This is a genomic window from Actinotalea ferrariae (genome assembly GCF_019733465.1).
Taxonomy (GTDB): domain Bacteria; phylum Actinomycetota; class Actinomycetes; order Actinomycetales; family Cellulomonadaceae; genus Actinotalea; species Actinotalea ferrariae_A.
The window spans coordinates 1-5,766 of record NZ_JACVQL010000300.1 but is presented as its reverse complement, the minus strand read 5'-3'; the positions used below and the strand labels follow the sequence as shown (position 1 = coordinate 5,766).

General features: G+C 73.7%; 7 protein-coding genes. 5 read left to right on the top strand and 2 right to left on the bottom strand.

Features of this window, described 5'->3' with window-relative positions:
- Positions 1 to 1,466: M15 family metallopeptidase (locus ICW40_RS18310; protein ID WP_221655435.1), on the top strand; the 1,466-nt coding region annotated here is incomplete at its 5' end.
- 4 nt (positions 1,467 to 1,470) lie between these two features.
- Positions 1,471 to 2,025 carry an AAA family ATPase gene (locus ICW40_RS18305; protein WP_221655434.1) on the top strand — a complete coding sequence of 185 codons (555 nt, stop codon included), beginning with the start codon at positions 1,471 to 1,473 and terminating at the stop codon, positions 2,023 to 2,025.
- On the opposite strand, the gene arr is transcribed toward ICW40_RS18305, so the two are convergent.
- Entirely contained in the window at positions 2,018 to 2,428 is a 411-nt protein-coding gene (arr, locus tag ICW40_RS18300; protein ID WP_221655433.1) for an NAD(+)--rifampin ADP-ribosyltransferase, read from the bottom strand. The two genes, ICW40_RS18305 and arr, sit on opposite strands and share 8 nt — an antisense overlap.
- A gap of 277 nt (positions 2,429 to 2,705) precedes the next feature.
- On the opposite strand from arr, the gene ICW40_RS18295 reads away from it, so the two are divergent.
- From ICW40_RS18295 to ICW40_RS18285, 3 genes are all read left to right on the top strand, one after another.
- On the top strand, positions 2,706 to 3,728 hold the full coding sequence (locus ICW40_RS18295; protein ID WP_221655432.1) for an LLM class flavin-dependent oxidoreductase: 1,023 nt from the start codon (positions 2,706 to 2,708) through the stop codon (positions 3,726 to 3,728).
- Positions 3,729 to 3,802: 74 nt separating this feature from the next.
- Positions 3,803 to 4,138 carry a hypothetical protein gene (locus tag ICW40_RS18290; protein ID WP_221655431.1) on the top strand — a complete coding sequence of 112 codons (336 nt, stop codon included), beginning with the start codon at positions 3,803 to 3,805 and terminating at the stop codon, positions 4,136 to 4,138.
- A 332-nt stretch (positions 4,139 to 4,470) separates the two neighbouring features.
- Entirely contained in the window at positions 4,471 to 4,824 is a 354-nt protein-coding gene (locus ICW40_RS18285; RefSeq protein ID WP_221655430.1) for a hypothetical protein, read from the top strand.
- A 295-nt stretch (positions 4,825 to 5,119) separates the two neighbouring features.
- On the opposite strand, the gene ICW40_RS18280 is transcribed toward ICW40_RS18285, so the two are convergent.
- Positions 5,120 to 5,766 (bottom strand): zinc-binding dehydrogenase (locus tag ICW40_RS18280; protein WP_221655429.1); only part of this gene is annotated, 647 nt, incomplete at its 5' end.

Here is a 5,766-nt window from a genome sequence, read left to right as displayed (position 1 = left end):
CGTCCGAGGTGGTGAGCACCGCGGCCGCGCAGGGGGCGGTGCCGGCGGCGCCCGAGCCGGAGCCAGGACCGGCGCCGGCGGCGCTCGCCTGGACGGAGGAGCTCGGCGACCTCGCGGGCGCACGGGCGCCCGACCCGCTCGAGCCGGTCGACGAGGCGTACCTGGACGACGCGGAGCAACGGGACGACGAGGCGTACAGGGACGACGACGACGAGGCGTACAGGGACGACGAGGAGTACGCGGACGACGAGGACCACCTCGACGAGGAGTACGCGGACGACCAGCACGTGGACGAGGGGCTCTTCGACGAGGACGCGCCGGAGCCGGTCGACCCCGAGGAGCTCGCGGAGGCACGCGCGGTCCTCGCGGCACTCGTCGAGCGCGCGGACGCCGTCGTCGCAGGGGGCGAGCTGCGTCCGGGACCCCTGGCCCCGCGTGCCGACACCGGCCCGGCGTCGGCCATGGCCGACCTCACCCTCGCCCGCGAGCTCGCGGACGCCGCCGCCGACGTCTTCGCGCTCGCGATGCGGGCGGAGCGCGCGGTCGAGGCCGCCGCCGAGCCCGTCTCGTCGCTCACGGAGCTCGAGAGCGCGGTCGGGCTCACGGCGATCGGGGCCGCCGCCGGGGTCGGTGTCCCGGGCGACGCCCGGCTGGCCGGCCTGGCCGCCGAGGCCGACAGCTGGCCCAACGGGCGGATCCCGCTCAGCGCGCTCTGCTCGCCCGACGTCGCACCCACCTACCACCTCCGCTGCGACGCGGCGGCAGCCCTCGACCGCCTGGCGGCCGCATACCGCGCAGGCACCGGCAAGGCGTTGCGGGTCACGAGCGCGTACCGCACCTACGAGCGGCAGGTCCAGATCAAGGCCGTGCACGGCGGGCTGGCGGCCGCGCCCGGCTCGTCCAACCACGGCCGCGGCGTCGCGGTCGATCTCGCGGACATGGGCGGGCTGGGGAACTTCGACGCACCCGGCTACCTGTGGATGAAGGCGCACGCCGCCGGGTTCGGCTGGTACCACCCGCCGATCATGGAGCCCGGTGGCGGCGGGCCGCAGGAGCCGTGGCACTGGGAGTTCGGCACGGACAGCGGCTACGACGACCGCGCGCGGGGTGACGCCGACCCGCGGCCTCGGGTGTTCGCGCCCTCGCTGCGCGCGCCCGAGTCGGCGGCCCCGGCCCCGTCCGCACCACCGACGACGCCCGCCGTCCCGACGCCGCCCGTGCCGGCCCCGCCGGTCACCGTGCCGCCGCTGCCCGCGCCGCCGGCGCCTGCACCGACCGAGCCTCCCGCACCCGAGTCGCCCGCACCCGAACCGCCGGTCGACCCGGCCCCGCCGGCCGATCCGGGGCCGAGCGAGCCGGAACCGACGGATCCGCCCGCCCCCGACCCCACCGGCGAGCTCTCGGGCGCGGCGCCTACGGGTGGCGTGCCCGCGCCGGACGCGGACATCGGCGCCGGGGCCCCGTAGGTCGATGCAGCCCACGTTGTTCCTGACGGTCGGTCTGCCGGGCACAGGGAAGACCACCGCGGCGCGGCGCATCGAGGTTGAGCGAGGGGCTCTTCGCCTGACGAAGGACGAGTGGGTGAAGGCCCTCTACGGGCTCGCAAACCCACCGTCGGCGACGGACGTCATCGAGGGCCGGCTCATCGCGATCGCGCTGCGCGCGCTCCAGCTCGGCGTCGACGTCGTGCTCGACTTCGGACTGTGGAGCCGGGACGAGCGCTCCGCCCTGCGGCAGGCAGCGGCCGACGTCGGCGCGGCGGTGGAGCTGCGGTACTGCGCCCTCTCGCCCGAGGAGCAGCGACGCCGGCTCGACCGGCGCGAGGCCGAGGAACCGCACACGACGTGGCCCATCTCCGACGAGGAGCTCGCCACGTGGGCCGCCGCCTTCGACGTCCCCACCCCGGGCGAGCTCGACGGCACCGAGTCGGTGGGCGAGCCGCCGGCGGGGTTCGCGACGTGGGACGGCTGGCGCCAGGACCGCTGGCCACCGGCCGTCGCTGATCGTTCGCAGCAGATCAGTTGATGATCTCGCCGCGCTCGTCCGAGAGGAGGGCGCTCAGACGTTCCCTCCAGGCCGCGAGGGCCTCGGGAGTCAGCCGTGTCCAGGCGGTGACCTCGTCGACGACCCTCAGCGGCGCCGTGCTCCGGTACGACCGGGTGGGGTTGCCGGGGAACTTCTTGTCGGTCACGTTCGGGTCGTCCTCGAACGGGCCGGTCGGCTCGACCCGGTAGACGCGCGGCGATCCGTCGCCCGCCGCGAGCTCCGCGGCGAGCCCCGCACCGTCGACGAGAGCCGTGAAGTAGATGTGGTTCATCACGACCTCGGGGCGATAGTTCGAGCGGAAGCCCGCCGTCAGGAGGTCGCCGGGACGCAGGTCGGCCTTGGTGCCGTGGAAGAACGGTCCGTCGTCCAGTGCGTGGCCCACCCCGGCAGCCTAGGCGCGGGCGGTCAGCGGCATGACCGTGCGAGGCGGGTGTACCGGCCAGCGGCATCACCGTGCGGTCGTGCACCGGGTGCTGGTCGCCGGGCCCCTCAGGTGGGGCGTCGTCGTCGACAAGGTCCGCCAGCAGCACGCCCCGCGTGCCTGCGCGACGTGATGCAGCAGGTGGAGCACTCTGCATGGCCGCCCGCCGCACCACCGCTGGGCGCCGAACGTTCCGGGTCCCGGGGAATGCCGCACGAGACGGGACGTTGAACGAGGCATGAAGAAGATCGGCTTCCTGAGCTTCGGCCATTGGACGGACTCCACGCAGTCCGCCGTGCGTTCCGCCTCGGACGCGCTGCTCCAGTCGATCGACCTCGCGGTCGCCGCCGAGGAACTGGGAGCGGACGGCGCGTACTTCCGCGTCCACCACTTCGCCCACCAGCTGGCCTCGCCCTTCCCGCTGCTCGCCGCGATCGGCGCCCGGACCAGCCGCATCGAGATCGGCACCGGCGTCATCGACATGCGCTACGAGAACCCGCTGTACATGGCGGAGGACGCGGGCGCCGCGGACCTCATCTCGGGCGGTCGCCTCCAGCTCGGCGTCAGCCGGGGATCGCCCGAGCAGGTCGTCGACGGCTGGCGCTACTTCGGCTACGAGCCCGCCGATGGTGAGGACCAGGCGGCCATGGCGCGCCGCCACACCGAGGTGCTCCTCGGGGTTCTCGAGGGCAAGGGCTTCGCGCGGCCGAACCCACGACCGATGTTCCCCAACCCGCCCGGTCTGCTGCGACCGGAGCCGCACTCGCCGGGCCTGCGGGACCGCATCTGGTGGGGCGCTGCATCGGACGCGACGGCTCGCTGGACGGCCGAGCAGGGCATGCACCTCATGAGCTCGACCCTGAAGGCGGACGAGTCCGGCGAGCCGTTCCACGTCCAGCAGCGCCGGCAGATCGAGGTCTTCCGCGACGCGTGGCGCGAGGCGGGTCACCAGCGCGACGCACGTGTGTCCGTGAGCCGCTCGATCATGCCGATCACCACTGACCTCGACCGGCTCTACTTCGGCCGCGAGGGGACTGGGTCCGACCAGTTCGGCCAGATCGAGCCGCACCTGCGCGCGGTGTTCGGCAAGACGTACGCGGCGGAGCCGGACGTGCTCGTCGAACAGCTCTCCGAGGACGAGGCGGTCGCCACCGCCGACACCCTGCTGCTCACCGTGCCGAACCAGCTCGGCGTCGACTACAACGCCCACCTGCTCCAGTCGCTCCTCAACGACGTCGCGCCCGGCCTCGGCTGGCGCTGACCCCGCTGGCGGTTGCGCTCGCCCGCATGGCGAAAAGCCGGCCTCCCGGTCAGCGGCATGACCGTGCGGCGCCGATGGTGCGCGAGGATCTAGCTGTGCTCAGTGCAATACCGTGGCTGTCGGCTCGCACAGAGCGGGCGACAGCGATGGAAGGCCGGTCTGACGTGGTGACCGAACAGCCGAGGATGCGACCCGTCGAGGAGCGCGAGTATCTCGAGAGTCCACGCGGTGCCGGTGACCACTTCGTCGACGTCGCCGTGTTCGTCCTCGGTGGGTTGACGGCGTTGGTGCTGCGTGCGCTGTTTGCCGACGACACGGGGCTCTTCTCTTGGACGTCCTTCGGCATCGTTGTGCTCGGAGCTGGCGTGGCCTTCAGCGCTCACCGGGTGCGACGGCGCCGCCGGGCCTGACGTTGACCGCGGGGGCTACCCGTGCACCGCAGCGGTGCGGCGTCTGATGAGCCGGTTCTCGCCGGTCGGCCGCCTCCTGCTCGTCCCGACGTTGGACGCCGCTCCCCACGACCAGAAGGCGTCACGGTCGATCGATACGCCGTGAGCGCTAGGTCACCGGGCGAGGACGCAGCCGCATGTTCGCCAGCTCGGCAGCGACCCGCACCACGAGCAAGAACGCTTTCTCGCCGCACACTGTGGGGTCGAGCAGCCCGCCGACGAGGGGCGCGTCGCGGGCGTCTCACCCCGCGCCCCAGTAGCCCAGGACGGGCGACGTGCGTGACACTGCGCCCGTGAGCTCGTTCAGACGCCCCAACCTCCGCGAGGACCCGGACCTGGCGAAGCGGATGAGGCGGATCCTGGGCGACGCCTCGCAGGCGGCCTGCCGTGAGCTGGCATCGGTCGGGGTCACCGGCACGTACCCGTTCCTGGGGTACAACCTGCAGCCCAACGTCTGGTGGATCGTCGCTACCGATGCCGAGCGAAGCGCGATGCGGCGCGACGGCGTCCCGCGCGAGGTGGTGCGGGGTCACCTCCTGGCGGCCGGGATGCCGGAGAACCTGGTCGCTGGATTGAGCGTCGACGTGGAGTCGCAGGAGACCGTCGACCGGAACTTCGACGGGAACTGGTGGTCCGCGATGCGCTAGGACGTGTCTCCCTATGGCGTGCGGAGCCTGGCGAGGATCGCCGCGAGGACTGCGCCGCCTCGGTAGGTCAGGGCGAGTTCGTCGTAGGGGTGGCGAGGCCATGCCAGTGCTTGAGGGCGTTGGAGGACCGTTCCACGACGTTGCGGCCGCGGTAGGCGTCGACGCGCAGTACCTGCTCCGCGCGCGCTGACCTCGCCGGACGATCTCACGGACGCCTTCGCCCCAGCCTTCATCCAGGGGCTCTGAGCGTTGGCACGGTCGTTCTCCCGGACGCCCGGCCGTGCTCGACGGCTCGTCAGCGGTGCGGGTCGACGTGCACCTTGGGACCGGGCCCGGCACCCGCCGGCCGGACGCCCGCGAGCGCCAGGGCGACGTCGCCCAGACCCACCGTCGCCGCGACGAGGGGCCGCGGGTCGACGGCGCCCGACGCGTACCGCTCGATCGTCCCGGCGAGTCCCGGGCTCCCGCTCAGCACGCCGACCGCCGTGACGTCTCCGAGCAGAAGGTCGCGCGAGTCGACGGTGCTCGGCGTCGTCGACAGGCCGATGAAGACCACGCGCCGGCCGGGCTCGACGAGACGCACGGCGAGCGCGGGCATCGCGGGGGAGTTCGTCGCGTCCACGACGCCGTCCCACGGACCGTCGGGCAGGTGGTTCAGGTCCGACGCCTCGAAGCCGAGCGACGCGGCGACGTCGAGCGACGCGGGCTCCCGTCCGAGCAGGTGGACGCTCGCGCCCGCCGCGCGCCCCAGCATCGCGACGAGCAGGCCGATCGTGCCCGGGCCGAGCACGAGCAGGCGCTCGCCGGGGGCGACGTCGGCCGCGAGGACGGCGCGCAGCGCGTTGCCCCCTGGCTCCACGAGCGCGCCCGCGACGTCGTCGACGGCGCCGGGCAGCGCGTGCAGCGCCGACGCGGGGACGGCCATCCGCTCGGCGAGCGCGA

Coding starts and splice junctions, on each gene's coding strand:
- ICW40_RS18290 (WP_221655431.1), top strand. CDS start 3,803: ATGGTGCGCGAGGATCTAGCTGTGCTCAGTGCAATACCGTGGCTGTCG.
- ICW40_RS18305 (WP_221655434.1), top strand. CDS start 1,471: ATGCAGCCCACGTTGTTCCTGACGGTCGGTCTGCCGGGCACAGGGAAG.
- ICW40_RS18295 (WP_221655432.1), top strand. CDS start 2,706: ATGAAGAAGATCGGCTTCCTGAGCTTCGGCCATTGGACGGACTCCACG.